The sequence below is a fragment of the Pseudidiomarina planktonica genome (assembly GCF_900177775.1).
In the GTDB taxonomy this organism is placed as follows: domain Bacteria; phylum Pseudomonadota; class Gammaproteobacteria; order Enterobacterales; family Alteromonadaceae; genus Pseudidiomarina; species Pseudidiomarina planktonica.
In genome coordinates, this window is the sequence record NZ_FXWH01000001.1 from 1010131 (window position 1) to 1033866 (window position 23736).

The following is a 23736-nucleotide window of genomic DNA, read 5'->3' on the forward strand; positions in this document are numbered from 1 at the left end:
CTATGACCGCAGTAATGGTTGACTTGCAAGGTCCAGAACTAAATGCTGAAGAGCGTGAATTGTTATCGCATCCGGCGGTGGGTGGCGTTATTTATTTTACCCGCAACTATGAAAACCCGGAGCAAATGACCGAATTGGTGCGCCAAACGCGTGCCGCTGCGCGTAACCCGTTGATTCTGGCGGTTGATCATGAAGGTGGGCGGGTACAAAGGTTTCGTGATGGCTTTTCGGCTATTCCAGCTATGTACAAAATTGGTGACCAGGCTGCCGATCAGGCTCAGGCGCAACAGTGGGCGCAGGAACTAGCTTGGTTAATGGCCACCGAAGTGCAGGCGCTGGACATCGACATTAGCTTTGCCCCGGTGCTGGATATTAAAGGCGTAAGTGCCGTTATTGGTGATCGCGCCTTTGGTGACGATGCCGCTGCCATAGTACCTATTGCCCGCGCCTTTATTCGCGGTATGCATCAGGCTGGCATGAAAACCACCGGCAAGCACTTTCCCGGCCATGGCTCGGTAGTAGCTGATTCACATTTTGATATTCCGGTAGACGAGCGCAGTTGGGACGAAATCAACGCGGTAGATATACCTGCATTTGCCGAACTGGCGACCTGTCTGGACGCCATTATGCCTGCGCATGTGATTTACCCTGAGCTATGCAAGCACCCGGCTGGCTTCTCACGTTTCTGGTTACAGGACGTGCTGCGCAAACAATTAGGTTTTCAGGGTGTTATTTTCAGTGATGATTTAGCTATGGCAGGCGCTAAAGTTGCGGGCAGCATGAGCGACCGCGCACATGCGGCGTTAGAAGCCGGCTGCGACATGGTATTAGCCTGTAATGATCGCCAGGGTGCTATTGAAGTAATTGAAGCTGTACAGCCGCTGGTAGAGCAGGGCAAGTTATGTGGTGACAAAGCCTACCGTGCGCTGGCCAAGCCAGCAGCATTGCCGCTGGCTACCTTGCGTAACCATCCGCGCTGGCATGGTGCGCAGAAAATTATTGAATCGTTAAAATAAGCTGGGACTATTCATAAGGGATGGGGTCGGTCTGCTGGTTAGCCGCAAAGGCTTCCATCCGCTCAACGCAGGCACCACATTTACCACAGGCTTTTTCGCGGCCATTGTAGCAGGTCCAGGTATTAGCGTAATCAAGCCCCATAGCAATGCCGTCGGCTAAAATGGCGGCTTTGTCTTGCTCAAGGTAAGGCGAGTGCACAGCTACCAGCTCGTAGTTGGCCAGCAAGCTTACTTCATTCATTTTCAGCACAAATTCAGGGCGGCAGTCGGGGTATATAGCGTGGTCGCCCGAGTGTGCACCGTAATAAACCGCATCAGCCTTCAATGACACCGCATAGCCAATAGCCAAACTTAACAAAATCATATTGCGGTTTGGTACCACGGTAGATTTCATGGAGTCTTCTTCGTAGTGGCCTTCGGGAATATCAATATTGTCGGTTAACGAGCTACCAGCTAGCAACTGGTTAATGGCGGTAATATCAACGATTTTATGCGGTATTCCCTGCTTTTCGCATACATTGGCCGCATACTTTAGCTCTTTGGAATGGCGCTGCCCGTAGTCAAACGACAAGGCGTACACTTCGCAGCCGTCGGCCAAAGCCCGGTGCAATACCGTAAATGAGTCCATTCCGCCTGAATAAATAACCACAACCTTTTGCGCCACAAGGGTCCCCTCTTTATACTATGCTGCTTAAACCAGCGTTATCCGGTTCGCTATGCGGATAGTTTAACTAATTTTTACGGCAACTGCGTGGCTATTCGATGCTCTATCCTATAAATGAAATTTTCCAGACTATTCAGGGCGAAGGCCTGTTCACCGGTGCACCGGCAATATTTATTCGCCTGCAGGGCTGCCCGGTAGGTTGCCCCTGGTGCGACACCCAACATACCTGGGAGCTGGAACCGCAAAACAAAGTAGCGGTAAAGCAGGTCATAAACAAAGGCGCCGCCGCACCCACCTGGGCCGAACTTAGCGCTGAACAAATTGTGCAGGCTCTGATAGATGCTGGTTATACCGCCAAACACATTGTACTAACCGGTGGCGAACCTGCCATGTACGACTTACGCCCACTAGGCGAAGCCCTGGAAGCCGCAGGCTACCGCCTGCAAATAGAAACCAGCGGAACCTTCGAGTTACTACTTACCGCCAACACCTGGGTAACAGTGTCACCTAAACTGGACATGCCAGGCGGCTACTTAGTGCGCCCCGACTGCATGCAGCGCGCCGATGAAATAAAGCATCCGGTTGCCATGCAAAAGCATATCGACGCGTTAGACAACCTACTAAAACGCTGTCCGCCAAAAGCCTCAACCAGCATTTCGCTGCAACCCATAAGCCAGCGCCCACGCGCCACCGAGCTTGCCATTGAAACCTGCATAGCCCGTAACTGGCGGCTTTCGGTGCAGCTGCATAAGTACCTTGCTATCGAGTAAGCGATAGCGGATAAGCCCGGCACCGCCTCAGTAGAGCCTTATACTTTTTCCATAACTTGTTTTCTAAGGTGGAAAAGTAATGGGCTTATCCCTTGCGCTGCTTGCTGCAACCAAACCTCACTTCACGGAATCTCGCACTCATAACTGCCAGCGCATCAACGGGCAGGGCATGACTGAGTACATCATTATTGTCGCGCTAATAGCTGTGGCAGCTATCGGCGTTTACTCGCTGTTTGGCAAAACGGTGCGTAATCAGGTTGCTGGCGTTGCTCAGGAAATCTCGGGACAAAACAGTAACCAACAACTAAATACTGCACGACAAGCCGCTCGTCGCTCGGGAACTCTGGCTCGACAAGACGTGAATCTTGGCAACTATGATGAAAGCACTGAGAGTGGCAACTGATGATTGTTTCGCACAAACATATTCAGGGCCAGATTAGCCTATTGTTTGGTACCACTTTGGCAGCACTGTTGGTGGTTACTTTACTGTTGGCATCAAGCATGCGGCAGATTTCTCAACAATGGTATTTGCAGAACGTTGCTGATGCTGCAGCTAGCAGTGGGGCTTTGGTTATGGCCCGGGAATTAAACTTTATTGCTTTAACCAATAGGGCACTTATTGCGAATCAAATAGCACTTGCGCAGTTAGTCGGACTCGTCAGTTGGATGGCAATGCTTGAGGATGGAAGTAAGCGTCTGGCCATGATTAGTCGTGTAGTTCCATATCTAAATACGTTTACGCATCAGCTGCAAAATTTCATCCGTTCCGCACGGCCAATAATCGAAGGTTTGATAAAGCTCGCTATAATCAGCCAGCGGGTTGTTGTACAGGCTATCAGTGCCTCTCAAAGAGCAGCGCATGTAGCTTTTACCACTTTGATTGTGCAGACCATCGAGGAGGTTACTTTTAAACACGACCCAAACCTAAGCTGGGAGGCCCGTCACACCAACGGTGTTGTTCCAGCACCCTGGCTATGGTGGAGGAAAATTCATCATCCCTCTACGGCTGAGCCTGGGCAACTTACTTTATCTGAATTGGCCTTAGCTAGTCGGGATCCATTTTCTCTGCAGCGCAGTTATACCTGGCTCGATTTAGGTATTTTAAAAATGAAGAAGGGAGGCGGTACAGAGCTTCATGTTGAGCCCGGTGGACGATGGAGCTGGCAGGCGCTAGATACAACATCGTTGCATCAAAGATTACTATTTTGGTCCAGTGAAGCTCAGTGGGCACGCGGAGCCAGATATCTCTCTCATAACCGACGCTACCTGAATAACTCTGATCATTATGGTAGTTCGACTAAGTATAATCGGGCGGGAACTCGCTCTGCCAAGAGATTGGCAAGAAGCCTGCAACAACCTATGCCCGCTTTCACATTCACATCTTTTAAGGGTGCTGCTGAAGTACCTCAAATCTTGGTTCGTATCAAGACTCCGTCAGACGAAAATGAACAGAGCCAACAGGTATTTTCAAAAGCGGGAGTTACTTTCTCGCGGCCCCTTCAGGTATTTAGCCGCGCAGATAATAGCTATGAAGGCCCAAATTTGTTCAACGCCTTGTGGTATTCAGAACTCAAACCTCTAACTTCGGCAGATAAACTCGTACTAACCGTGTGGGGTAGAAGCTAATGAATAGTACTCAATTCCGACGCACGCGGCTCCAGGGTCAAGCTATGGTGGAAATGCTTATCTTAACTAGCACCCTGTTAACTGTTTTTATTGCCTCTGTGCCATTTCTAAGTCATGCACTTACCATCAATCAGTTAAATATGGACAGTGCTCGCGCGAGACTTTGGCAACCGGTTCTCCTAAGTAGTGACTCTGATAATGAGTTGCGCGTAACAAGTAACTATCAGCTTTCAACAACTGTGGGTCAGGTGCTTCGGCCTCTAACCCGGCTGACCTCGCTGCAGCTACCTTTTGAAAATCTTTACAGCACTAAAATTGGTTCAGGCGATAACGCCAAGTTATTGGTAAGACTGTTTGATGATTGGTCAGCGTCTGTTCCTCAGGGGTTGGTTACCGAACCCGCTAAGCTAATTCCTCTCGGATATTTGAATAATGCAGGAATTCGCTCTGTTCAAAATATAGCTGGATGGTTACCTAATACAAGAGAGCTAGCTTCTGACCAATTGCAGTTGGGATACGTTAATGACCAGGTGGTTCCTCAACATGCTTTGTGCGGGGCTCCCCAATCATGTCGTTAACTATGGCATTAATGGCAAGTCAGCTACCGGCGTTTCCAGCGGATTGGCAATTCACCCCAGTAGCGAAGTCGAGCACTCAATTAATTTGGCAGGTAACCCATACCAACGCTCTTAATTTAGACGCATTACCTAGTGATGAATGTCGGCAGCATCAGCAACTGGAATTTGTTTGGCTTTGTGCAACGCGCGATGCGCTCTGGTCTCTTACTTTCCAGCAGCAATCCTGGTGGTTAACGAAGAACCTTTCGAATACCTCTGGTGAAGCCGTTTTTCTCGGTTTACGTGGCGACTTAATGTTTGACTATGAAGACAACAGTTTTCGATTTCAGACATTCCGGTTTGGGCACCCACTGCGGCACGTTATTGCAGCAATTAGATTACGCCAAGCCGGTTACTTGATGCGGGTTGCTGAGGTTTCAGAGGGATCAGTACAAATTAGCTTGCGTAAGCCCGAGCGTTATTTGCAGTTGCAAAGCATGTCGTCTGAAACCTTGATGTTGGTACTGGAAGTGAAGTAATGAGAGCAAAAATACGTAACACGAAAGCAGAAAACCAAAAGGGTCAGGCCTCTACAGAAGCAATGCTATTGCTGCTATTTACCGTGGCACTTTGGTTTAGCCCGGGTATGACCGGCGCAGACAATTTATGGGTGCAGTTAACTGAGCTTATACACGGGTGGTTACGATTCTACCAATGGGTTTGGCAGCATCATTTCATTCTGCCGGGGGTCGTGTGATGAAAATGCGACAGCGTGTTTTGCTTTGGTTGGTTGCCAGTAGCTTTTGTACAGCCTTAACTTACGTGGCCATTGATCGGTACCTTGCGCAACAAAGTCAGCTTTGGCAAGAACAGAACGCTGAGCCAACTGGAGCGTATCTGGTTTTTAATCATGACATGCCAGAAGGAAAGGCGATTAGCGCCGAAGATTTAAGCTTACGAGATTTTCCGCTGCGAATAGCACAACCAGACTGGTTGACTGAAAACGATGCAGTTCGAATTATCGGATCGTTGTTACGGATTACTGTTACGCGAGGAGCACCTCTAACAACAACCTACTTGAAACACACCGAGACTTCGTTGCTTAGAGCAACCTTAGCTGCTGGTGAACGCGCAGTAACCACTAGGGTTAACCATGAGCAAGTGCTGGCTGGAATGCTCGAACCTGGTGATATTGTCGATATTGTCGTTCCCAGTGAATTCGAAGGTAAAAATCACAATTCGTTTTTAAGTCATATCGAGGTTCTGGCATTGGATCGAATAATGGCCACGAACGATGCCGTGGAAAATAACTTCTTTGAAACGCTGACACTACGGTTGAGCGTTGCAGAAGCAGAGCGTTTTGAGCGCATTCGCCAACTGCCTTTTTCAATTTGGTTGCACCCAGCCAATACTGACGAAATTGGGATATCCCAGAGATATAGAGCACTCCCGAATCTGCATCGAATGGGGGGCGGATGAAAAACCTATTGTTTTGCCTGCTGATTATTGGTGCGGGTCTCAGCGTCAGTAAAACCGTAGACGCACAAGACTCAACTACTAGGTCGCTACTGGTCAACTCCATGACGTTGATAGACGTAAGTGGAGCAGAAGAGATAGTGGTTGGTGCTGGTGACGCAATAAATACCGAATTGATTAATGATAAACATTTGGTGGTGCGCGGCGTTTCCGTAGGTGTTGCGTCAATTGTGCTGTTAGGTACCGATGGTACTCAGACCACTTTGAACTTTGATGTTAGGGCTCATGTTCCAGAGCGGCTCCTGCTGGAGCTTCAAGCGATTAGGTTAGGTGAGACTGACTTAACTATAGAGTCTCTTGATCAGTTTGTGATGGTAACGGGAGAGGTTGGGGTGGAAGGTCTTAAAAGATTGAAAGAGTTGGAGGACAAGTATCCGCAACTTCTGGTGCACGCGCTACCTGTAGAGCCCTCACATCCGATGATTGAAATTTCGGTCAAAATACTTGAGTTGAAAAAGCAATGGGCGGAGCAACTGGGTTTACGCTGGGATTCTGCTGTGGCGGGACCATCGGTGTCGCGTATTGCAGGTACTAACCTGCAATTTCCACTACAACTTAATTCTCAGCTGCAACTTTTACAACGGCAAGGCCGGGCGAGATTGCTGGCGGAGCCACGATTGGTCACCCAGAGCGGGTCTGCTGCTCGTTTCTTGGCCGGTGGAGAAATCCCATTGCCGCAGGTGGTTGGGCAGGGCGGACAAGATGTGAGCTTTCGGGAATACGGAATCCGACTTGAAATTACACCAGTGCTGATGAGCGACGGTTTATTAAAAACTTCCGTTAGCGCAGAAGTCAGCCACATTGATGGCGCGGTATCCGTGAATGGCATTCCTGGAATTCTAACTCGAAAAACGGCCTCAATTGTGGTTGCCGAAAGTGGAGAAGCGATAACTATCTCTGGGTTATTAACTGACGATAGCAGTACTTCATTGGACCGATTCCCGTGGCTGGCCGAAATTCCTATATTAGGCGGTTTATTTGAATCACATGATTTTCAGCGACAGCAAACCGAGTTAGTCGTCATTGTCACACCTCAGCTAGCCAGTACTCGCAGTGCCTCTGAGCAGAAGATCAAGGATGCACAAAACGACTTAATTCGTTTTCATCAACAAGTTCAGTGTGTTGGAGTCATGGAGTGATGCCGGATTACAACCAGATTCAAGCGGTGCTGCGGGAGCGGTTAGACCAACGAGAGCATAGTCTAGAAAAGCTATCTTTAAACGAGCTACGAAGTTTCGCAAATAGGTATTTAACTGAGTGGTTTAAGGCGGATATCTCTAGTGGTACCGGTGCTGAGTGGGCTGCAGTTGTTAACCAGGTGGTACAGGAAACCATAGGGTTGGGTGTACTTGAACAATTCCTCGCAGATCCGGATGTGAGCGAAATAATGGTTAACAACCATAGCTGTATTTACGTTGAAAAAGCGGGAAAGCTAGAGCGAACAAATGCAAAATTTAGTTCGGAAAGCGCTTTGTATAAAGTGATTGAACGAATTGTAGTACCGCTTGGTCGCCGCATTGATACCGCTTCACCGATGGTTGATGCAAGGCTTGCTGATGGCTCTCGTGTCAATGCCGTGATTCCACCCTTGGCTCTCGCTGGTGCCTGTTTAACCATTCGGAAATTTCATAACGAGAAGCTAAGCCTCGCAGATTTGGAAAGCTCAGGTAGTTTAAGCCGGGTCGGGCGATTCATATTGGAACTAGCTGTACAAAACCGCTTGAACCTTGTTATTTCAGGCGGAACAGGTACGGGTAAAACCACGTTGTTAAATGCGCTAGCTTTGGAGGTTAGTGGTTCAGAACGCATTGTAACTGTTGAAGATGCTGCTGAGCTGAGACTTCATCATCCGAATTGCGTTGCATTAGAAGCGCGGCCCGCGAATCAGGAGGGGACTGGTGAAGTAAGTATCCGCGCGTTGGTTAGAAATGCACTCAGAATGCGACCAGACCGAATTATTGTTGGGGAGTGTCGCGGCGTTGAAGCAATTGATATGTTGCAGGCAATGAATACGGGGCATGCAGGGTCCTTTACAACTGTACATGCCAATAGCGCCAGAGATGCACTGCGACGGTTAGAAGTTATGGTGTTAATGGCCGGTATAGAGTTGCCATTGGCCGCAGTTCGCCAGCAGGTGGTCAGTGCTCTGGATCTGGTTATTCAAATTACGCGAAAGCCCAGCGGACGGCGAGTCATAGAGTGCGTTCACGAAGTAGTTAGTATGGATGGTGAGGTCATTCAAATGGTTGAGCTACTTCGTTGGCAAGACGGCAGGCTGCGTTACGCGGGTGTGCTTCCCAAATTTTATGAAAACTTGAGCACTGATGACCAGCAGCAGTTACTGAAACAGGTATCGGCTGCATGAGCATGCTGGCGCTCGTAGTTGCTGTTTTACTCGTTGTCTCGCTTGGACTGATTGCTCTTGCATTAAAGCAGTTAGCTATCTATTTCCTGCCACGTTGGCGAAGCGAGATTGAAAGTAATACTCAGCGGTCACTAGAAGAGCTATTCCTATTTATTCCTGTTGCCCGCTTATGGCTTTTGTGGAGTGTGATTGCACTGCTACTTAGTTCATTGATTTTACTTTGGTTTCATTGGTGGTCAGCAGCTATAGCTATTCTCATTTGGGCCGCGTTACCTCCGGTTGTGTATCGGTATTATAAGCAAAAGCGATTTAACCGAATTGATAGTCAACTGGTTGATGCATTGCACGCGACGGCCAATTCATTGCGTTCCGGCGTTGGTTTTGTGAGCGCGCTGGAGCAGGTTAGTAAAGAGATAAACAACCCGCTTCAGCATGAACTTAGACTGTTGGTTCGACAAATCCGCTTTGGTCAAAGTGTCGTTGTATCGATCAATGAGTTTGCTCAGCGGGTTCCTACGAAGGCCGTTGAGTTTGGGTGTCGGGTAATGAGCTTTGGTTACGAAAATGGTGGTCAACAAGCGCAATTGCTTATTGGGTTAGCTGAAAACCTGCAGGCGCAACTGCATTTACAGCAAAAAATGCAAAGTCTTACCGCACAAGCTCGTATGCAAGGTCGAATTATGGCTGCACTACCAGTGGCAATATTTATGCTGTTGCACGCTGTTGAGCCAGAGCACACCGACGTTTTACTAAACACCCAGAATGGACATCTGCTGCTTGCACTTTCAACTGCGTTGTTGTGTTGCGGGTATATGATTTGTCGATTGATTCTAAAGGACGGGGACGAATGAGCTTGATGCTGATTGCTACTATTTGGATATCGGCCCTGGCTTTGTGCTTAGGTGGAATTTGGTTTGTACACTTTATCCAGAAAAGTTTTGCTTATTCGCTGGGGGTAGTCATTAGAAAAAGAATGCCAGCACATTGGTGGCATACCCTCGAGCCAGCATTTTGGAATCAAAGTTCCGGATATCAAGAGGTTTGGTTCGCTCAGCAAGTTTGCTTGCTTGTTGTCGCAATCGGGCTTCTGACGTTACCAAAAGTAGCTTTCGCGAGTTTACTGTTGTTGGGGATTTTGATCTGGAGGGTTTTGATGCTGAGGCGCAGCTTGTATCGAGCGCGGCGGTCGGTGGTATCTGAATTGCCAGCCGTACTGGATTTAACTGCGATGTTGTTGCAGGCAGGAACCTCTTTATCAGCAGCGCTATTGCGTGTGGCTGATGCTCCGAAGATGACACCGTTAACGTTCGAATTGGTCAGAATGCGGAATCGTTTGCGCTCTGGCGTTAGTTTGGAACAGGCTTTCCAGGAGCTGAGTAACAGATTTCCGTTACCTGAAATAGGCGCTTTTGTAATGACAGCAGTTCACTCTATCAGAACTGGATCTGTGCTTTCACAGGTATTAATTTTTCAGGCGCAACAGCGTCGTCAAGAGGCTTTGCTGCGGATGGAGAAACGAGCACAGGAAGCCCCGGTTAAGTTGCTGTTTCCGTTAATTCTATGTTTCTTCCCAGTGTCGTTCATATTGCTGTTAGGTCCCGTCTTTTTAAGATTTTCAATGGAGTGAAAAGCTAATGAAACAAGGAGCCCTATGTCGTGCGAACGGTCGAGTTATCTGGCCTGATACAAAAATACTGACAAATTATCCAAGTCGCCTGCTGGGCTTGCTCTGCTATCGAGGAATACCAGCCCATAGTGCCTATTGGTTTCCAAAATGTCACAGTATTCATACCTACGGCATGCGGTTTTCTTTAGACGTTATTGCGTTAAACCGCGAACAGCAGATTTGTCAGGTAACGCGGAATGTGCAGCCTAATCAAGTAGTGCGAATAGCTCAGGCTGACTCGTTAATTGAGGTTAGTGCGGGCTGTTTTCAGCCGTTAGAGCGTTGGCTTGGTGAAACTTTGATTTTTATTCACAAGGATGAGTGCTATGAAAATAGGGATTCTACTGATTTGTCTAGTGATTTCTCCAGTTCTAACCGGGTGTACGAGCAAACCACCGAGTGACGTTTTTGATCTGCAACTAGCCGCAGCCTATAAAAGTTATCGAGACGGTGATTTAACCGTTGCGGAGGCGCGCTGGCGAAGATTAGTCAAGGTTGATCAGGCGTTAACTGAGGGATGGTGTGTGCTGGGTCATATTAGCCTTCGTCAACAACGCTATCAGGAGGCACTAAAGCATTATCAACGCTGCCTTCAATTAAGACCTGAACAGTCTGAGATTTGGCACAACGTTGCGGTCATTCGTATCCGGCAAGCAACCGAGGCTTTGTTGTCAGGAGCTCCGTACGACACCCATAGTCAGGACAAACTATTACTTACGAAGCTGTTAAAGCTCCAACGACTGAGCGCAGGAGACTTCTAGTGCGGAGCTCTAAAGGTTTTGCACTACCTATATTCTTCACTTTGCTAGCACTGGTTAGCGGTATCATGTTGGTGTGGCAATGGCATCTTGTTAGAGACCGGCAACTAACGACGATTGCTGAAGTTCAGGAAGTTTTTTGGTTATGGCAACAACATGTTACGGCATATTATCTTGAGCAGGGGGCTTGGCCTGAGTCGCTTGAGCCGTTGCAGCAAAGGCTGCTTAACCCGGAAGGGGGGCTGCTAAAAGAAATAGCAGGTTCAGTGGTAACTGAGGGATATCAGTTAACTATTGATAGCTTGCCGGACTACGTTGTTGAAGCGATCGTATTGACCAACCCTTTGTTCCGCGAGTATGCGGATGGGTTAGCAATAATTACGCCGCCACCACCTGACCAGACTGCTGGTGATTGGGTACATCTAGGTCCGGCAATCGGAACCCAGAACTTTATGGTTGAACTTAATGCTAGCGGTTATGACGTAACCGATGCCAACACTCTGTTGGCCTCTCATGTTGTAAGTGATTCAATTGCTATTCACCAGCTTACTGCAGGCGAAAGCGTGGCCCAGTCATTGAGTTTGGGGCTGGTAGAAATCAGCGAGTCAGCATGGAACTACGGTCGTCTGGATTTGGCAAGTGATGTGAACGTTGACGGCAAACTGACGCTTGCTGATGATCTGGTTACGTCAGGCTTAATCCGCGCTAAAGAATTATCGAGTGAGCGGGTCAACGCTGAAAATCTCCAGACTACCCATTTGACCAGCACTAACTTATTTAGCGGAAAGTTAGACGGGCAAGTAGCACAGGTAGAAAGCTCTTATGCCGATACGGGACAAGTGATTGCTGCTGATACTGAAATCGCGCAAATTGATCAGTTAGCGGCAGACCACGCCTCTATAACAAAATTGAATGTAGCAAGGGTAGTCGCGCCGGATTATATGATTCCCGGAACGTCGCTTAATACCAATCATCAAAGAATCGAAACGCTTTATCATCAGCTTTACGACTGTATGTATAAGACATTTCATTGCATGAACTTAATTGCGCCGGTGATTAGTGCTAAATGCGGAAATTGTATTAGTGGGTTCGATCCTCAGGGCTTCAGATTAATCATATCTTTGGATGTTGAGGGATGTCGGCTTTATTGTGAAACCAGTTGGACTCTCCCTCTAAATACTCAATCCGACTGTGAAACCCAGACCAATAGCATTTATAAACAAGGAAGCTTTCGCTGTGAAATTAGATATTACGGATACATTGAAGGGAATGAAGTATACAAAAGTCTTGTCCGGATAAGCGTATTTCAAACTTTAAACCCGCTTAAACGAACAACACGGGAAATTCCGGTCTTAATAAGCAAGCAGGCTTACTAAAGCACGTTGTGCTTCATCAGTGTCTTTTCATTGGGTTATATCCTGAGTCACTTTAGTATTACTAAAGAATCTATTCTCGTCTTTTTTTGGCTGGCAGAAATGGACATAATGTGGGAGTATTGTGCTGTAATTGTTTCTGTTAGGAGGAAACATGCAGAGCACATTGACTAAGTCAGGAGTAGCTCAAAAAGTTCATTCTTATGTAAAACATCAGCAGTTGGGTAAACCGTTTACTATTGGTCAACTGGCAGTCAGTAAAATGTTGAAAGATGATGAACGAGCTACAGCTTCAAAAGCATTGCAACGATTGGTGAAGGATAACAGCTTAAAACGAGCAGCCTATGGGACATATTATCGCCCGAAGGTCAGTAAATTCGGTATGTTGCCGCTCGAAGCAGGAGAACTTGTAAAAGTAATAAAGAAAACCAAAATGGCAACTGTTGTTCCCGCTGGAGTGGAAGCTCTAAACTCATTAGGTTTGGATACACAGTTACCAATGGCTCGAAGCTACTATATCTCGGAGAGAACTAGGTCGCATTTTAAATCCCAAGCGGTCAAGTTCGAATATAAAGAAACGCTTCAATATTTCACTAAGCGTTTTAAAGTCTCTGATAAAGAGAAACACAAGCTGGGGCTTCTGTTTTGGAGCGCTTTAACCTATTTAGACAAAAAATCATTAGAACACTACAACAGCAAGTTAGTTAAAAAGTTTTATCAAAGTTTTGATTCAAAAACACAGCAAAAATTTATGGAGGCGTTGCCCCCGTCATTAAATTGGGCTAAGGAAGTTTTAAGTTAAGGACAACTACAATGAATCAGTTTCTGCAACTGAAGGATTCAGAACGCAGGGAGGCTTTTTTAGCCGCAGAAGAGAACTATGACCAAAAATCGCAAGCTTACATTATAGAAAAGGATTTCTGGGTAACTGCTGTGCTAGAGATTTTGTACACTAAAGTCGCTCCGAAATTATCGGGAATTTGTGAACAACCTTTTATTTTTAAAGGTGGAACCTCGCTTTCAAAGTGTTTCAATCTAATCGACCGAATGTCTGAAGATATAGATTTGTCATTATCTTTAAAGTTATTGAATAAGAATGAGGTAACTCGCCACGTTACTGCAGGACGCAATTATCATCATCGAATTGCAAAAGAAATAGATGCTGCGGCAGAGATCTTTGTTGAAAAAACACTTCTTCAGCCTCTTAAAAAACACCTTGAAGAGCTTGATGAAAGAATTGAAGTATATATTGAAGATTGTGAACCATTAAATATTAGTATCCAGTATCCTTCGTTATTTGATGACAGTGAAATTAAATCTGTTCAACCTCGTGTCTTAATTGAGACCGGCGGAAGGTCTCAGAATGTTCCGGTAGTAAATGTGTCCATAACGCATATTCTTGGTAGTGTAATTCCTCAGCTAGCAGATCAGGACTTTGAAGTTATAGCTTTAGCACCAGAACGAACAATTCTAGAGAAAATGTTTGGAGTACATACAAATCTGACACAGGAAAAGCTACTGCCAAAGTATGCCAGACACCTTTATGACATCGTTAAGTTAAATGAAGAAAACAGAAGTTGGTGTACGAACAAGGAGTTATTTTTATCTCATGTAGAGTTTTCGGATCTTAACTATAAGACGCATCAAGATTCCTGTGATACGGCTCGAACGGGTCCAATTAAACTCAGCCCGAATTCAGAAAAAATGGTAAAGCATTACAGTACCGATTGGGAAAGCATGGCGGATATGTTTCCTTATTCGGTGCTTCCTTACACATTTGATGAACTTATTGCTCGCATAAAGGTAATAGAAGAATCTGTTAATGATGCTTTCTATTCTTGAGGGTATAAGGTGCCTAGCGGTGTCCAGCTAATTTAAAATCTACAAGTGGCTGGATTGCCAGTAAAGTACTAGATTAGAATCACGATATTACTAACGGACGTTTTGCTTCATCACCCGCGCTTTGTCGCGCTGCCAGTCACGTTCTTTTACGGTGTCGCGCTTGTCGTGGGTTTTCTTACCTTTGGCAAGGTAAATTTCCAGCTTCACCAGATGCTTCTTCCAGTACATAGCTGTGGCTACTACCGCGTAGCCTTCGCGCTCGGTCGCGCCTATTAGTTTGTCTATTTCGCGCTGTTTCAATAACAGTTTGCGGGTACGGTCGGGGTCGCATACCACGTGGCTTGAGGCCGACAGTAGGGGCTGTATTTGCGAGCCAATAAGAAAGGCTTCGCCGTTTTTCAGCACTACGTAGCTGTCGCGAATATTCACTTTGCCTTCGCGAATACTTTTTACTTCCCAACCTTGCAGGGCTACGCCCGCTTCAAACTTGGTTTCAAGGAAGTATTCGTGGCGCGCTCTTTTATTGAGTGCAATAGTACCGGAGGCTGCTTTTGACTTTGTTTTGCTCATGGCGCGTATTATACGCATACATTCGTAAAATAAAATTGCTGAATTAACAATTGCCGCTAGTTACGCTATCATTCGCAGAATTTTTCGGCAGTTGGTCGTTAACAAAATACAGGAGACGTCATGGCAAGTATCGAACGTAGTGCGTTGGTATCTTTCAGTTGCCAGCAGATGTTTGATTTGGTCAATGACATTGAAGCCTACCCGCAGTTTGTGCCGGGTTGTGTGGGTGCCACTATACTTGAGCAGTCGGCGGAGCATAAAGTGGCGAAGCTGGATATCAGCAAGGCTGGTATTGGGAAGTCATTTACTACCCGCAATACGCTGCATGCACCCGAGCGCATTGATATGGAACTGGTAGACGGGCCCTTTAAGCGGCTCTCTGGTGGCTGGCATTTCCAGCCGCTAAGTGAGAATGCCTGCAAAATTGTTTTCAAACTGGATTTTGAATTCTCCAATCGGCTACTTAGCATGGCGTTTGGTCGCATTTTCCATGAAATTACCTCGCGTATGGTAGATGCTTTCGCCAAGCGCGCGCAGCAGGTGTATGGTGATGCCTCGAATGGCAACAACAGCGGCAATGCGAGTTCTCATTAATGGCTACTAATACCGTGCCAAGCATGATTCAGGTAGAAGTGGCTTATGCCACACCCGAGCAACAAAAAATTATTGTGGTGCGAGTGCCTGCCGGTGCCACTGTGCATGATTGCATTGTGCGCTCTAATATTACCGAGTTTTTTGCCGATATTGATCTGGACCAGCAGAAGGTTGGTATTTGGAGTAAGGCGTGTAAGCTGGACACAACCCCACGCGATGGTGACCGAATTGAGATTTATCGGCCGTTAACGGCTGACCCGAAAGAAGTTCGCCGCCGCCGTGCAGAGCAGGCAAAAGACGAAGGCCGGGCGGACAAAGTAACCGGCGGCCGTAACCGTCGCAAAGCTGAAGCCAGCGACACTGATGAAAGTAACCAGGATGAGAGGTCGGAATGAAGCTGTATATAATGCGTCACGGTGATGCAAGTGCGGCACAACCTGGTCAAAAAGATGCTGACAGAATTTTAAGCGCCGAGGGCGAACGCGAAGTGCTAACCAATGCTAAGTGGTTAGCCGAAAGCGTTCAGAATCAGGCGTTGGATTTAGTTATTTCCAGCCCTTACGCACGTGCTCGTAATACTGCCACCATAGTGCATTCGGTATTGGCAAGTGATACGCAGGAACTCTGTAACGATGTAACGCCCGACGGCGTGCCTGAGCAATTTATTAGCTACTTGCAAGCCATTGTGAGCCATCACGATATTGATGCGGCTGATGGTCGCGTGCTGGTGGTGTCGCACATGCCATTTGTGAGTTACCTGGTGGCCGAGTTAGACCACCGCGTGCAACCGCCGATATTTCCTACCGCAGGCATTGCTGAAATTGACTTTGATGTGCACTCAGGCAAGGGCAAGCTGAATAACCTGATTATTGCCGATCACTGTGTTTAGGGTTTAAACCGTAACTTTCAGTAATACCAGAATAGCCGCATCGCCACCCCATTCACGCGGTGCCTGATGAAAAGCCCGCACCAGCGGGTGCTGTACTAACCAATGCGGTATACGCTGCTTCAATACGCCTTCACCAAATCCATGCATAATGCAGCAGCAGTCTATTTGCTCGCGTTCACAGGTTTTTAGCATAGCGGCCAGTTCGCGCTTAGCATTCAGTTGCGTAAATCCGTGTAAATCCAATAATACTTCCGGGGCAAAGTCGCCACGGCGTAGTTGCTTGGCTAAATAGCTGTTCTCGCCTTCGGCCACATACTTCAATGGCACCGGCAAATTCGCTTCAAAAGTATCGGAAAAATAAAAGCCGGCTTCGCGACTGGCATTCACCGTGTCTTTTATCGAATTGGTCTGACGCTTCTTGAGCTGGGGTTTGGGCGGCGGTACGGTGTCGTTATGAATACGTTTAGTCACCTGTGCTTGTTGACGAAACAAGGTTGCATCATCAACTTCCGGCGCTGGCTGTTCGGCTTGCGATTTGGAACTTGCGGCTAATTTCAGTTCCTTTTTGATTTCCCGCCAGGACATAGGTGCAATTCGTGATTATCGGTGGGGTTTGGGGTATCTTATGCAACTACAGGTTTGCAAGCAACTATCTACCCAAGTTACCGAGAGTAAAGGAGACCGCATTGACGGCACCGCTTACCACCAGTTTTGATGACGCTGTGGCAGATTTGCGCAGTGTGGAAGACATGCTGCGCTTTTGTGTGAGCGCTTTACAGCAAGCGGAAGTGTTCTATGGGCACGGCACTGACAACGCGCTCGACGAAGCACGAGTGTTAGTGAGTCATGCGCTGTCGCTGGACTACGCGCAGTTAAAAGCTTTCCGTGCCAGCAGGCTCACCCGCAGTGAGCGACAAACCATTATGGCGTTGTTGGCTGAGCGCATTGAAAGCCGCAAGCCAGCGGCTTACATAACCAATCAGGCCTGGTTCTGCCAGTTGCCGTTTTATGTAGATGACCGGGTGCTAGTGCCACGTTCGCCTATTGGTGAACTCATTGAGAAACAATTTACCCCTTGGCTGCACAGCTCACCAGAGCGCATTCTAGATTTATGTACTGGCAGCGGTTGTATTGCCATTGCTTGTGCTTATGCCTTCCCCGATGCCGAGGTAGACGCGCTGGATATTTCCGCCGATGCGTTAGCTGTGGCTGAATACAATGTTAGCCAACATGACTTGGAAGACCGCGTATTCCCCATGCAGTCAGACCTGTACAGCACTATTGAAGGCGTAAAATACGATCTGATTGTAACCAATCCGCCGTATGTAGATGCCGAAGACATGGCTGATCTGCCCGACGAATTCCGCCACGAGCCTGAGCTAGGCTTAGCTGCTGGTGACGATGGTCTGGACTTGGTGCGAACCATTTTGCGGGAAGCACCGGAGCATTTAACCGAGCAGGGCATACTGATTTGTGAAGTGGGTAACTCCATGCTGGCGCTGGCCGAAACCTTTCCAGAAGTGCCCTTTACCTGGCTGGAATTCGAACGTGGTGGCGACGGCGTATTTTTGCTGAGCTACCAGGATTTAGTAACCCATCACGACCTGTTTTAAGCGTACTAACTGTCTAATTGAGCTGAGGAAGGCACATGCCCGGTAATAGTTTTGGTGAATTATTTAAAGTAACCACCTTTGGCGAAAGTCATGGCCCGGCCATTGGGGCTATTGTAGACGGCTGCCCGCCGGGACTGCCGTTGACCGAAGCCGACTTGCAGGGCGATCTGGATCGCCGTAGACCGGGTGCGAATCGTTACACCACAGCGCGTCGTGAAGCCGACCAGGTGAAAATTCTGTCAGGCGTGTTTGAAGGTGTCACTACCGGAACACCTATTGGCTTGTTGATAGAAAACACCGATCAGCGCAGCAAAGACTACAGCGACATTAAAGACCTGTTTCGCCCCGGCCATGCCGACTATACCTACGAACATAAATATGGCGTGCGCGATTATCGCGGTGGTGGGCGATCATCGGCCCGCGAAACGGCGATGCGTGTGGCCGCCGGTGGTATTGCCCGCAAGTACCTTCAGCAGGAGCTTGGTGTAGAAATTCGCGCTGGTTTGGTGCAAATGGGTGCCATTTCGGTGCAAAACCTGAATTGGGGCGAAGTGCACAATAATAGCTTTTTCTGCCCTGATGCCAGCATAATTGACGATCTTGACCAGTTAATTCGCGATCTTTTAAAAGCCGGCGACTCTATTGGCGCACGCATTAGGGTGGAAGCCTTAAACGTGCCGGTAGGTTTAGGTGAGCCGGTGTTTGACCGACTGGAAGCGGATTTAGCCAAAGCCTTGATGAGTATTAACGCCGTGAAAGCCGTGAGTATTGGCGATGGTTTTGCCGTTGTAGAGCAGCGCGGCAGCGAGCATCGTGACGCACTAACGCCAACTGGTTTTGGCTCGAATCATTGTGGCGGTGTGCTTGGCGGTATTAGTACCGGGCAGCCGTTTGTTGCTGAACTGGCGCTCAAACCAACCTCAAGTATTACTACCCCGGGCGATACGATTAATAAGCAGGGCGAGGCCCAGCAAATTAGTACCCGTGGACGTCACGACCCTTGTGTAGGTATTCGCGGCGTTCCTATTGCCGAAGCTATGATGGCGCTGGTGGTTATGGACCACCTATTACGCCATCGCGCCCAAAATGGCGACGTGAAGTCGTCAGTTCCTGATATAGCTAACTTATAATTATTACTAAAAGAAGATTAGAAAAGGGATTCGCATGAAATTTTTTCCTTCGATTATGACTACCGCAGTGGCGGTTTCGTTGGCACTAGGTACTGCTGCAACTGCCGTTGCCCAAAGCAGTACAGACAGCGAAAAACAGATTCTGCAAATTACCGATGTGATGCAGTTTCATGAATTCACGGGTCGTGCGTTAAGTAAAGATGGCAACTGGATGGCATATGCCAGTGCGCCTGACTACGGTGACGGCATGGGCGTGGTGATGTCATTGCAGGCAACCCTGAACGGCCAGTCGTCACCACAATGGGAAGTGCCGCGCGGCAGTAAGCCGGTCATTACCGCTAATGGCGACTGGGCCGCCTTTATTCAGCAGGTACCAGTGCTGGAACGCGAACAAGCCAGTAAAGAAGAGCGTAAGAAACTGCACCCGAAAGCTGTGCTGGTAAACACCTCCACCGGCAAGCAGCAGGCGTTTGATGATGTTGCAGCGGTAAGCTTTACCGGCGATGGAAAAACCTTAGTTTTGGCCTCAGTGGCTGACGAAAAAACCAAACTTAAAAAGCTAACGCTGGTTAGTCTTGGCTCTGACCAAACTAACCAATTTGAGCGCGTGAGTGATTACCGGGTAGCAGAGCAGGGCGCTCGCGTTGCTATAGCTCAGCGCGCGGAAACAGAAGCAGACTCTGATCAGAAGTCCGATGAAGAATCTGACGAAAAAGAAGAAGCTTTGCTGAGCCTAACTGTACTGAATACAGAGAATGGTTCGTCTCTGCAGCTATTAGATAAGGTGGCCGAAGTTGCCGATTTTAGCTTTCATGAGCAAGGCAAACAGTTAGCTATTGTGGCTGCTGCAGAAGCCGACAAATTTGCGGTTTATCACTGGCAGTTTGGTCAGCAACAAGCCAGCACTCTGGATGCCAAGCGGGCTGACTACGAGCTAACCAAACACAGCAAAGTAACCTTTAGTGATGACGGCCAGAGGTTGTTCGTTGGTCATCAGCAAGTGGCCGATGCGCCGAACAATGAACTAGAGAAGCCGGAAGACGTTGCCGACTTATTTAATTTGGAACGGCTAACCAACGACCGTGGTTTGCAAGTGTGGCATGGCAGCGACCAGCGCATTAAGCCGCATGAAAAAGAAAGCTACAGCGACCGCCAGAAAGAGACATACCTTGGGGTATACCACTTAAACGAAGGTTTCGTGGCACTGGCGGACGAGCGCGTTGAGAGCGTTGAACCAACCGACAATAAACATGCTGTGCTGGGGCGCGACGCCGATCCTTACCTGCGTGCTATTACCTGGGACGGCTTTTTTAGTGACGTGTATCACCTTGATTTAGACTCGGGCGAGCAACAACTGGTTGCTAGTAAAATGTCCTGGGGCCACGACGTTGAACTGTCACCAAACGGTCGCTACGTGGCTTATTACCAAAACGGTCAGTTATGGCTTTATGATGCCGAGCAAGAGCAGCGTCGCCAAATGGCTACTGATATTCTGATTAGCTGGGCAGACGAAGAACACGATCGCCCGAGTGCACCCGACGGTTATGGTATTGCTGGTTGGTTAGACGATAACTCGGCATTCTTGGCTTACGACAAATATGACGTGTGGAAGGTGTCGCTAAATGGCAGTGCGGTGAATTTGACGGGCAATGGTCGTACTGATGAAATTCGTTATCGTCTGGTGCAAACGGATGACAACGCACTGGCGTTTCCGGCCAAGCAAAGCTTAATGCTGGAAGGTTTTGATCAAACCAACAAAACCAATGGCATTTACCGCTTAACCGGACAGGGCATTGAGCCGTTATTAACCGCCGATAAAACTCGCTTCCACTTTGTTGAGCAAGCCGAGAATGCCGATAGCTGGTTACTCACCCGCGAGAACTTCCAGCAGTTTCCGGACTTGTTCGTCGCGTCACAGTGGTCTGCAAACAACAGTGTAACAGCGCAACAAGCCACCGAGCTAAACCCACAAATTGATGACTTTAAATGGGGTACTACTGAGCTTATTAGTTGGCGCTCTACCCGCGGCGATCCGTTGGAAGGGGTGGTGATTAAACCAGAAGATTATGACCCGAATAAGCAGTATCCGGTGCTGGTTTATTACTACGAGAAGTTCGCGCAGCGGTTAAATCAATTTAATCAGATGAAAGTAAACCATCGTCCGAACTTTCCGTTTTATGTGAGCAACGACTACGTGGTGTTTCTGCCGGATGTGCACTTTAGCCCGGGCGAACCAGGTAGCAGCGCAACCGATTCACTGGTTCCTGGCGTGCAGAAGTTAATTGATATGGGCATAGCCGATCCAGACGCGGTGGGCTTGCATGGTCACAGCTGGTCTGGTTATCAGAGTGTGCACGTGATTACGCAAACAGATATTTTCGCAGCGGCAGTAGCGGGTGCTCCGGTAGTGAATATGACCAGCGCCTATAACGGTATTCGCTGGGGTTCAGGCCTGGCGCGTCAGTTCCAGTATGAACAGGGCCAAAGCCGCATTGGTAAGAGCATGGACGAAGCGCTGAACTTGTATTTGGAAAATTCGCCAGTGTTTTATGCCGACCGTATTAATACCCCATTGGTGATTCAGTTTGGTGATGACGACGGCGCGGTGCCATGGGAGCAGGGTATTGAAATGTACCTGGCTATGCGCCGGTTGAATAAACCTATTGTGATGTTGCAGTACGAGGGTGAGCCGCACCATTTGCAGCAGTATGCGAACAAGGTGGATTACACCATTAAAATGAAAGCTTTCTTCGATCATTATTTAAAAGGCGAAGACGCACCACTTTGGTGGTCTGAAGGTATGCCTTATAATGAAACCAGTGAGTAAAGATAGTACCTGATAAGAACTTGATGAGAGCCGATGTATGAACGCACCAAGCCATGATTATCAGCAGTTGATTGATATTTTTGCTGCGTGCTTTTATGCGTCAGAAAACACCCGCCTGGTGGCTGGCAAGGATGAACCTTACTATCTTCCTGCCGGGCAGGTGCTAGCGGAAGGTGACACTGCGGCAGGCTATCATCAGGTGGTGTTCGCCCATGGCTTTTATGCCTCAGCGCTGCATGAAATTGCGCACTGGTGCATTGCTGGCAGTGAACGCCGTAAACAGTTTGATTATGGCTACTGGTATGCCCCCGACGGCCGTAATGCCCAGCAGCAAAGTGAGTTTGAACAGGTTGAACGCAAACCTCAGGCGTTGGAGTGGTTGTTTGCCGATGCCGCAGGTTTTGTGTTTCAGGTAAGCGTGGACAATCTGTCGGGCATTGAAGTAGACCGCGCGGCTTTTACAGCGCAGGTGGCTAAGCAAAAACAAGCATACCTGAATCACGGGTTACCGAGTCGTGCTGAAGCGTTCAGACAAGCGCTGCTCGCTTATTATCAGCAAGCACTACCTTCATCGTTGAACGAGAAACAACTCTGCTATGGTTAACTTGCTATAGTTAATTGGCATTCGTTCATGAACATATGAGGAGATAAACAATGAAGAAGAATCTGATGACATGGCTTGCCAGCTTGGTTGTTGTTTTCACCTTTGCTGGTTGTCAAACTATTGAAGGTGCTGGTGAAGACATTGAAGACGCCGATGAAGCTATTCAGGAAGGTGCTGACAACCAAGAGGGTAGTGAATAAGTGACCCAGCCGTTGTACCGCATTGGTCTTATTATTAATCCGTATGCTGGCCTTGGCGGCAGTGTTGGTTTGAAAGGTAGCGACGGTGCCGACACTGTTGCCAGAGCTCGCGAATTAGGCGCTACTGAAAAAGCCGGTAAGCGGGTGGAAAGTGCACTGGCACTATTAACTGAATATAAATCCCAACTGAAGTTTGTGACTGTGGCCGGCGCTATGGGCGCTGACCTGTGTGAGCAACTGGGCTTTGATTATGAAGTGGCCTTTGAACCTGAGGCTGATTTATCCGCGCAAGATACCCGTGCCGCCGCCAAACAATTGGCCAAGGCTAATATAGACCTGCTGCTGTTTGCTGGTGGTGATGGCACTGCCCGCGATATTTGCGCCAGTTATCCCGATGATCAACCAGTACTAGGCATTCCTGCCGGCGTAAAAATACACTCCGGCGTTTACGCCATTAGCCCCAAAGCCGCAGGACGCGTGGTAGAACTGCTATTAAGTGGTAACTTAACCTCGGTATTGCATGCCGATGTGATGGATATTGACGAAGACAAATTCCGTAAAGGCGAAGTACGGGCCAGACGCTATGGCGAAATGCTGGTGCCCGCTGAACTGCGCTATATTCAGGCGGTTAAAATGGGTGGCAAGGAAAGCGACGAAATGGTGCTGGCCGACATCGCCGCCGACGTTATTGAGCGCATGGAAGACGAGCTGTGGGTAATGGGCTCTGGCTCTACGGTTGCTGCCATTATGGAAGATCTCAGCTTGCCTAATACGCTATTAGGCGTTGATGTGGTGTATCAGCAAGAAGTGATAGCCGCTGATGTTACCGCCAGCCAGTTGGAAGCTTTGCTAAACGAATACGACGAAAGCCGGCTCGTGGTTACGCTTATTGGCGGGCAAGGGCACATTTTCGGGCGTGGCAATCAACAGCTGAGCCCGACCGTAATTCGCCATATTGGCAAACAAAATTTGCACGTGGTGGCTACCAAAGCCAAGTTACAGGCGCTTAACGGAAGGCCGTTACTGGTAGACAGTGGTGACGCCGAATTAGATGCTGAACTGGCGGGTTTTATAAGAGTGATTACCGGCTATCATGACGAGGTTATGCTGAGTATTGCCGCTGTTGATTAAACAGC

The 23736-nt window shown here is 48.2% G+C and carries 28 protein-coding genes; 25 read left to right on the plus strand and 3 right to left on the minus strand.

What is annotated here, in order from left to right; genetic code table 11:
* Positions 1 to 2 precede the first annotated feature (2 nt).
* A complete protein-coding gene (nagZ, locus tag CCE91_RS04735; protein ID WP_086434832.1) occupies positions 3 to 1016 on the plus strand; it encodes a beta-N-acetylhexosaminidase in 1014 nt (337 codons plus the stop codon).
* Between the two features lie 7 nt (positions 1017 to 1023).
* Here the strand turns inward: nagZ and queC are convergent, their stop codons facing one another.
* Positions 1024 to 1680: a 7-cyano-7-deazaguanine synthase QueC gene (gene queC, locus CCE91_RS04740; protein ID WP_086434082.1), complete on the minus strand. Its 657-nt coding sequence runs from the start codon at positions 1678 to 1680 to the stop codon at positions 1024 to 1026.
* Positions 1681 to 1778: 98 nt separating this feature from the next.
* On the opposite strand from queC, the gene queE reads away from it, so the two are divergent.
* The 15 genes from queE to CCE91_RS04815 all read left to right on the plus strand — a co-directional run bounded on the left by queE (position 1779) and on the right by CCE91_RS04815 (position 14173).
* On the plus strand, positions 1779 to 2450 hold the full coding sequence (queE, locus tag CCE91_RS04745; RefSeq protein ID WP_086434083.1) for a 7-carboxy-7-deazaguanine synthase QueE: 672 nt from the start codon (positions 1779 to 1781) through the stop codon (positions 2448 to 2450).
* Between the two features lie 79 nt (positions 2451 to 2529).
* Complete coding sequence (locus tag CCE91_RS04750; protein WP_407681275.1) at positions 2530 to 2853, plus strand: Flp family type IVb pilin; 324 nt, start codon at positions 2530 to 2532, stop codon at positions 2851 to 2853.
* Positions 2853 to 4076 (plus strand): hypothetical protein, encoded by a 1224-nt coding sequence (locus CCE91_RS04755; RefSeq protein WP_086434084.1) that lies wholly within the window; start codon positions 2853 to 2855, stop codon positions 4074 to 4076. The genes CCE91_RS04750 and CCE91_RS04755 overlap by 1 nt, the downstream gene beginning before the upstream one ends.
* Before the next feature lie 44 nt (positions 4077 to 4120).
* Entirely contained in the window at positions 4121 to 4654 is a 534-nt protein-coding gene (locus tag CCE91_RS04760) for a hypothetical protein (RefSeq protein ID WP_126797149.1), read from the plus strand.
* Entirely contained in the window at positions 4645 to 5172 is a 528-nt protein-coding gene (locus tag CCE91_RS04765; protein WP_086434086.1) for a hypothetical protein, read from the plus strand. Before CCE91_RS04760 ends, CCE91_RS04765 begins: the two co-directional genes overlap by 10 nt.
* Before the next feature lie 175 nt (positions 5173 to 5347).
* Complete coding sequence (gene cpaB, locus CCE91_RS04770; RefSeq protein WP_086434087.1) at positions 5348 to 6112, plus strand: Flp pilus assembly protein CpaB; 765 nt, start codon at positions 5348 to 5350, stop codon at positions 6110 to 6112.
* Positions 6109 to 7308 carry a type II and III secretion system protein family protein gene (locus tag CCE91_RS04775; RefSeq protein ID WP_086434088.1) on the plus strand — a complete coding sequence of 400 codons (1200 nt, stop codon included), beginning with the start codon at positions 6109 to 6111 and terminating at the stop codon, positions 7306 to 7308. Before cpaB ends, CCE91_RS04775 begins: the two co-directional genes overlap by 4 nt.
* A complete protein-coding gene (locus CCE91_RS04780; protein WP_086434089.1) occupies positions 7308 to 8534 on the plus strand; it encodes a CpaF family protein in 1227 nt (408 codons plus the stop codon). The genes CCE91_RS04775 and CCE91_RS04780 overlap by 1 nt, the downstream gene beginning before the upstream one ends.
* Entirely contained in the window at positions 8531 to 9385 is an 855-nt protein-coding gene (locus CCE91_RS04785) for a type II secretion system F family protein (protein WP_086434090.1), read from the plus strand. The genes CCE91_RS04780 and CCE91_RS04785 overlap by 4 nt, the downstream gene beginning before the upstream one ends.
* Positions 9382 to 10161 (plus strand): type II secretion system F family protein, encoded by a 780-nt coding sequence (locus CCE91_RS04790; protein WP_086434091.1) that lies wholly within the window; start codon positions 9382 to 9384, stop codon positions 10159 to 10161. The genes CCE91_RS04785 and CCE91_RS04790 overlap by 4 nt, the downstream gene beginning before the upstream one ends.
* Before the next feature lie 7 nt (positions 10162 to 10168).
* Entirely contained in the window at positions 10169 to 10603 is a 435-nt protein-coding gene (locus tag CCE91_RS04795; protein ID WP_086434092.1) for a DUF192 domain-containing protein, read from the plus strand.
* Complete coding sequence (locus CCE91_RS12400) at positions 10527 to 10961, plus strand: tetratricopeptide repeat protein (protein ID WP_198677983.1); 435 nt, start codon at positions 10527 to 10529, stop codon at positions 10959 to 10961. Before CCE91_RS04795 ends, CCE91_RS12400 begins: the two co-directional genes overlap by 77 nt.
* The gene (locus CCE91_RS04805; RefSeq protein ID WP_086434094.1) at positions 10961 to 12334 is read left to right on the plus strand and encodes a hypothetical protein; all 1374 of its coding nucleotides are present in this window, start codon (positions 10961 to 10963) and stop codon (positions 12332 to 12334) included. Before CCE91_RS12400 ends, CCE91_RS04805 begins: the two co-directional genes overlap by 1 nt.
* A 151-nt stretch (positions 12335 to 12485) precedes the next feature.
* Entirely contained in the window at positions 12486 to 13133 is a 648-nt protein-coding gene (locus tag CCE91_RS04810; RefSeq protein ID WP_086434095.1) for a DUF6088 family protein, read from the plus strand.
* An 11-nt stretch (positions 13134 to 13144) separates the two neighbouring features.
* On the plus strand, positions 13145 to 14173 hold the full coding sequence (locus tag CCE91_RS04815) for a nucleotidyl transferase AbiEii/AbiGii toxin family protein (RefSeq protein ID WP_086434096.1): 1029 nt from the start codon (positions 13145 to 13147) through the stop codon (positions 14171 to 14173).
* 90 nt (positions 14174 to 14263) lie between these two features.
* Here the strand turns inward: CCE91_RS04815 and smpB are convergent, their stop codons facing one another.
* Complete coding sequence (smpB, locus tag CCE91_RS04820) at positions 14264 to 14743, minus strand: SsrA-binding protein SmpB (protein ID WP_086434834.1); 480 nt, start codon at positions 14741 to 14743, stop codon at positions 14264 to 14266.
* Between the two features lie 120 nt (positions 14744 to 14863).
* Here smpB and CCE91_RS04825 point away from each other — a divergent pair, with 120 nt between their 5' ends.
* From CCE91_RS04825 to sixA, 3 genes are read left to right on the plus strand one after another with little or no spacing between them, the layout of a single operon-like run.
* Entirely contained in the window at positions 14864 to 15337 is a 474-nt protein-coding gene (locus CCE91_RS04825) for a type II toxin-antitoxin system RatA family toxin (RefSeq protein WP_086434097.1), read from the plus strand.
* Positions 15337 to 15732 carry an RnfH family protein gene (locus CCE91_RS04830; protein WP_086434098.1) on the plus strand — a complete coding sequence of 132 codons (396 nt, stop codon included), beginning with the start codon at positions 15337 to 15339 and terminating at the stop codon, positions 15730 to 15732. The genes CCE91_RS04825 and CCE91_RS04830 overlap by 1 nt, the downstream gene beginning before the upstream one ends.
* The gene (sixA, locus tag CCE91_RS04835; RefSeq protein WP_086434099.1) at positions 15729 to 16226 is read left to right on the plus strand and encodes a phosphohistidine phosphatase SixA; all 498 of its coding nucleotides are present in this window, start codon (positions 15729 to 15731) and stop codon (positions 16224 to 16226) included. Before CCE91_RS04830 ends, sixA begins: the two co-directional genes overlap by 4 nt.
* Before the next feature lie 3 nt (positions 16227 to 16229).
* Here sixA and smrB read toward each other — a convergent pair whose 3' ends face one another.
* Positions 16230 to 16811 carry an endonuclease SmrB gene (gene smrB / locus CCE91_RS04840; protein ID WP_086434100.1) on the minus strand — a complete coding sequence of 194 codons (582 nt, stop codon included), beginning with the start codon at positions 16809 to 16811 and terminating at the stop codon, positions 16230 to 16232.
* A gap of 101 nt (positions 16812 to 16912) precedes the next feature.
* On the opposite strand from smrB, the gene prmB reads away from it, so the two are divergent.
* The 6 genes from prmB to CCE91_RS04865 are packed head-to-tail and all read left to right on the plus strand — an operon-like array spanning position 16913 to position 23731.
* On the plus strand, positions 16913 to 17839 hold the full coding sequence (gene prmB / locus CCE91_RS04845; protein WP_268802161.1) for a 50S ribosomal protein L3 N(5)-glutamine methyltransferase: 927 nt from the start codon (positions 16913 to 16915) through the stop codon (positions 17837 to 17839).
* A 35-nt stretch (positions 17840 to 17874) separates the two neighbouring features.
* Complete coding sequence (gene aroC, locus CCE91_RS04850; RefSeq protein ID WP_086434101.1) at positions 17875 to 18969, plus strand: chorismate synthase; 1095 nt, start codon at positions 17875 to 17877, stop codon at positions 18967 to 18969.
* A gap of 34 nt (positions 18970 to 19003) precedes the next feature.
* On the plus strand, positions 19004 to 21796 hold the full coding sequence (locus tag CCE91_RS04855; RefSeq protein ID WP_086434102.1) for a S9 family peptidase: 2793 nt from the start codon (positions 19004 to 19006) through the stop codon (positions 21794 to 21796).
* A 37-nt stretch (positions 21797 to 21833) separates the two neighbouring features.
* Positions 21834 to 22400 (plus strand): elongation factor P hydroxylase, encoded by a 567-nt coding sequence (locus tag CCE91_RS04860; protein WP_086434103.1) that lies wholly within the window; start codon positions 21834 to 21836, stop codon positions 22398 to 22400.
* A gap of 50 nt (positions 22401 to 22450) precedes the next feature.
* Positions 22451 to 22600: a hypothetical protein gene (locus tag CCE91_RS12285; RefSeq protein ID WP_198677982.1), complete on the plus strand. Its 150-nt coding sequence runs from the start codon at positions 22451 to 22453 to the stop codon at positions 22598 to 22600.
* Positions 22601 to 23731 (plus strand): ATP-NAD kinase family protein, encoded by a 1131-nt coding sequence (locus CCE91_RS04865; RefSeq protein ID WP_086434104.1) that lies wholly within the window; start codon positions 22601 to 22603, stop codon positions 23729 to 23731. It abuts the gene before it with no gap.
* The last annotated feature ends 5 nt before the right edge of the window (positions 23732 to 23736 follow it).

Bases quoted from the DNA above. Each gene is read 5' to 3' on its own strand.
- nagZ (WP_086434832.1), top strand. From the start codon at position 3: ATGACCGCAGTAATGGTTGACTTGCAAGGTCCAGAACTAAATGCTGAA.
- queE (WP_086434083.1), top strand. From the start codon at position 1,779: ATGCTCTATCCTATAAATGAAATTTTCCAGACTATTCAGGGCGAAGGC.
- CCE91_RS04750 (WP_407681275.1), top strand. From the start codon at position 2,530: ATGGGCTTATCCCTTGCGCTGCTTGCTGCAACCAAACCTCACTTCACG.
- CCE91_RS04755 (WP_086434084.1), top strand. From the start codon at position 2,853: ATGATTGTTTCGCACAAACATATTCAGGGCCAGATTAGCCTATTGTTT.
- CCE91_RS04760 (WP_126797149.1), top strand. From the start codon at position 4,121: ATGGTGGAAATGCTTATCTTAACTAGCACCCTGTTAACTGTTTTTATT.
- CCE91_RS04765 (WP_086434086.1), top strand. From the start codon at position 4,645: ATGTCGTTAACTATGGCATTAATGGCAAGTCAGCTACCGGCGTTTCCA.
- cpaB (WP_086434087.1), top strand. From the start codon at position 5,348: ATGGGTTTGGCAGCATCATTTCATTCTGCCGGGGGTCGTGTGATGAAA.
- CCE91_RS04775 (WP_086434088.1), top strand. From the start codon at position 6,109: ATGAAAAACCTATTGTTTTGCCTGCTGATTATTGGTGCGGGTCTCAGC.
- CCE91_RS04780 (WP_086434089.1), top strand. From the start codon at position 7,308: ATGCCGGATTACAACCAGATTCAAGCGGTGCTGCGGGAGCGGTTAGAC.
- CCE91_RS04785 (WP_086434090.1), top strand. From the start codon at position 8,531: ATGAGCATGCTGGCGCTCGTAGTTGCTGTTTTACTCGTTGTCTCGCTT.
- CCE91_RS04790 (WP_086434091.1), top strand. From the start codon at position 9,382: ATGAGCTTGATGCTGATTGCTACTATTTGGATATCGGCCCTGGCTTTG.
- CCE91_RS04795 (WP_086434092.1), top strand. From the start codon at position 10,169: ATGAAACAAGGAGCCCTATGTCGTGCGAACGGTCGAGTTATCTGGCCT.
- CCE91_RS12400 (WP_198677983.1), top strand. From the start codon at position 10,527: ATGAAAATAGGGATTCTACTGATTTGTCTAGTGATTTCTCCAGTTCTA.
- CCE91_RS04810 (WP_086434095.1), top strand. From the start codon at position 12,486: ATGCAGAGCACATTGACTAAGTCAGGAGTAGCTCAAAAAGTTCATTCT.
- CCE91_RS04815 (WP_086434096.1), top strand. From the start codon at position 13,145: ATGAATCAGTTTCTGCAACTGAAGGATTCAGAACGCAGGGAGGCTTTT.
- smpB (WP_086434834.1), bottom strand. From the start codon at position 14,743: ATGAGCAAAACAAAGTCAAAAGCAGCCTCCGGTACTATTGCACTCAAT.
- CCE91_RS04825 (WP_086434097.1), top strand. From the start codon at position 14,864: ATGGCAAGTATCGAACGTAGTGCGTTGGTATCTTTCAGTTGCCAGCAG.
- CCE91_RS04830 (WP_086434098.1), top strand. From the start codon at position 15,337: ATGGCTACTAATACCGTGCCAAGCATGATTCAGGTAGAAGTGGCTTAT.
- sixA (WP_086434099.1), top strand. From the start codon at position 15,729: ATGAAGCTGTATATAATGCGTCACGGTGATGCAAGTGCGGCACAACCT.
- smrB (WP_086434100.1), bottom strand. From the start codon at position 16,811: ATGTCCTGGCGGGAAATCAAAAAGGAACTGAAATTAGCCGCAAGTTCC.
- aroC (WP_086434101.1), top strand. From the start codon at position 17,875: ATGCCCGGTAATAGTTTTGGTGAATTATTTAAAGTAACCACCTTTGGC.
- CCE91_RS04855 (WP_086434102.1), top strand. From the start codon at position 19,004: ATGAAATTTTTTCCTTCGATTATGACTACCGCAGTGGCGGTTTCGTTG.
- CCE91_RS04860 (WP_086434103.1), top strand. From the start codon at position 21,834: ATGAACGCACCAAGCCATGATTATCAGCAGTTGATTGATATTTTTGCT.
- CCE91_RS12285 (WP_198677982.1), top strand. From the start codon at position 22,451: ATGAAGAAGAATCTGATGACATGGCTTGCCAGCTTGGTTGTTGTTTTC.